The organism is Terriglobales bacterium (assembly GCA_035624455.1).
Taxonomy (GTDB): Bacteria; Acidobacteriota; Terriglobia; order Terriglobales; family Acidobacteriaceae; genus DASPRM01.
In genome coordinates this window covers 1-2,752 of sequence record DASPRM010000059.1, presented here as the reverse complement: position 1 = coordinate 2,752, position 2,752 = coordinate 1, and the positions used below count along the sequence as shown (strand labels likewise).

3 protein-coding genes are annotated in these 2,752 nt (G+C 58.9%); all 3 read left to right on the top strand.

Going from position 1 to position 2,752, the window contains the following annotated elements; all coding sequences use genetic code 11:
- On the top strand, positions 1 to 954 hold a 954-nt coding region (gene pgi / locus VEG30_06505; protein HXZ79562.1), incomplete at its 5' end, for a glucose-6-phosphate isomerase.
- 80 nt (positions 955 to 1,034) lie between these two features.
- On the top strand, positions 1,035 to 2,066 hold the full coding sequence (gene gnd / locus VEG30_06500; protein HXZ79561.1) for a decarboxylating 6-phosphogluconate dehydrogenase: 1,032 nt from the start codon (positions 1,035 to 1,037) through the stop codon (positions 2,064 to 2,066).
- Between the two features lie 179 nt (positions 2,067 to 2,245).
- Positions 2,246 to 2,752: 6-phosphogluconolactonase (pgl, locus tag VEG30_06495; GenBank protein ID HXZ79560.1), on the top strand; the 507-nt coding region annotated here is incomplete at its 3' end.

The window sequence follows — 2,752 nt, the reverse complement described above, 5'->3', positions numbered from 1 at the left end:
GGACTCGGAGGAGACGAAACGTCGGTCGCCAAACATTTTGTCGCCGTATCGACAAATGCGGCGGAAGTAGCGAAGTTCGGTATCGACACCGCCAACATGTTCGAATTCTGGGACTGGGTCGGCGGACGCTACTCCATGGATTCCGCGATCGGCCTTTCGACAATGCTCGCCATCGGTCCTGACAACTTTCGTTCCATGCTGAACGGCTTTCATCAAATGGACGAGCATTTTCGCACCGCTCCCCTGCAGCGTAACCTGCCCGTGGTGATGGGCATTCTGGCCGTTTGGCATAACGACTTTTTCGGCGCGCAGACCGTTGCTGTCCTGCCTTATGAGCAGTACCTCAAGCGTTTTCCCGCTTACCTGCAACAGTTGACGATGGAAAGCAATGGCAAGCACGTCAGGCTCGACGGCAAACCAGTCGCCCACGATACCGGGGCCATCTACTGGGGCGAACCTGGGACGAATGGACAACACTCGTTCTATCAGTTGATCCACCAGGGGACCCGGCTCATTCCCTGCGACTTCATTGCATGTGCTACACCGCTCAATCCGCTTGGCCGGCATCATGACCTGCTTCTGGCAAACGTGTTTGCCCAGACCGAAGCGCTCGCGTTTGGAAAGACAGCCGAACAGGTAAAGGCTGAGGGCACGCCGGCCTGGCTTGTGCCGCACCGGATCTTCGAGGGCAATCGTCCATCGAGCACCATTCTGGCGGATAAGTTGACCCCCGAAACCCTTGGCAAACTGGTGGCGCTTTACGAGCATTCGGTCTTTACCCAGGGTGTCATCTGGAACATTGATTCGTTCGACCAGTGGGGCGTCGAACTCGGTAAGGTTCTGGCCCAGCGCATCATTCCAGAATTGGAGAGCAAGGCAGAACCCGTCCTCCAGCACGACAGCTCGACAAACGCTTTGATTCAGCGTTATCGAAAGCTCAAAAAATCGCACTGACCGCGATTGGATCTTTTGCAACCCTTATGCATCCCGCCCCCCAGCCTTGGGGCTAGTCGAGAATCAGAATAGGAGCACATATGCAGCTTGGAATGATCGGACTGGGAAGAATGGGGGCCAACATGGTGCGGAGACTCCTGAGGAATGGGCACACCTGCGTTGTGTTCGACAGGTCTTCAAAAGCAGTGAACGAACTGCTCGCGGAGAACGCCCTAGGAGCGACTTCATTGGCGGATTTGGTAAAGAAGCTGGAAAAACCTCGGGCGGTGTGGCTTATGGTTCCGGCGGCCGTTGTCGACAAAACCATTGCTGAGCTGGTGCCCCACCTCGACGCCGGCGACATCCTCATCGACGGTGGAAATTCCTACTACATCGACGACATCCGGCGCGCCGAGGATCTCGCGGCACGGCGCATCCACTACATGGATGTGGGCACAAGCGGCGGCGTCTGGGGCCTGGAGCGCGGCTACTGCATGATGATCGGCGGCGAAAAGGAAGTCGTCCAGCATCTCGACCCGATCTTCTCGGCGCTGGCACCTGGTAGGGGCGACATACCGCGCACGCCCGGTCGTGAGCACGTGGATGGCACTGCCGAGTTGGGTTATTTGCACTGCGGTCCGAACGGCGGGGGGCACTTCGTCAAGATGGTGCACAATGGGATCGAGTATGGAATCATGGCCGCCTATGCCGAAGGCTTGTCCGTGCTGCAGTCCGCGAACGTCGGAAAGCGAGAGGCCCAGATTGACGCTGAAACCACTCCATTGCGCGATCCCGAAAACTACAAATATGACTTTGAGCTCAAGAACATCGCCGAAGTGTGGAGACGCGGCAGCGTAATTGCTTCGTGGCTGCTTGACCTCACGGCGGTTGCCCTGCTCAAGGACCCGGCACTTTCCCGATTCGCCGGCCGGGTGTCGGACTCCGGCGAAGGCCGATGGACAATCGAGGCGGCGATCGACGAAGCCGTGCCAGTTCCAGTGCTCACCGCGTCTCTGTATGAGCGCTTCAGTTCGCGTGGCGAAGCCGACTTTGCCGACAAACTCCTGTCCGCGATGCGTTACGAATTTGGCGGGCACCTCGAACAACCAGTGGAAAAACCGACCGCCGCTTGAGGAGAGTTCATGAACAGTGCGCACTCGGACGCGCTGTTTTCTTCGGCGCCACGCGGCGATCTTGCCTGCAAGAGGATTTTCCGGCACCTGGGGCCCGGATGAAGTCACGCGTGTGACTCCTCCGGGAAGATGGCACAACCCCGCCGGCAAGGAAGCATTTTCAGGAGCAAGTGAAACGCATGATGAGAATTGAAATCTACGCCGATGCCGACTCGGTCGCGCGAAGAGGGGCTGCGTTTATCGCCGCGGAAGCCAGATCCGCGGTCGCAAATCGTGGGTCCTTTATTCTCGCGGTCAGCGGCGGCCACACTCCATGGGTTATGCTACGTGAACTCACGCGGGAAGACGTCCCCTGGAACGCCCTGCATGTGGTGCAAGTGGACGAAAGGGTCGCCCCCGCAGGACATCCCGACCGAAATCTTACCCACCTGCGTGAGAGCCTGCTCGCTCATGCGCCATTGCGCCCGGAACAGATTTATCCCATGGCGGTCGAATCCGCAGACTTGAATGCGGCATGCGCTCAATATGCACAGACGCTCCAGTCGATCGCCGGGTCGCCACCGGTGCTTGACCTCGTTCACCTGGGCCTTGGACCCGACGGCCACACGGCTTCCCTGGTGCCGGGCGATCCGGTGCTCGAGATCAATGCTGCGGATGTGGCCGTCACCGGCCTCTATCAGGGCCGT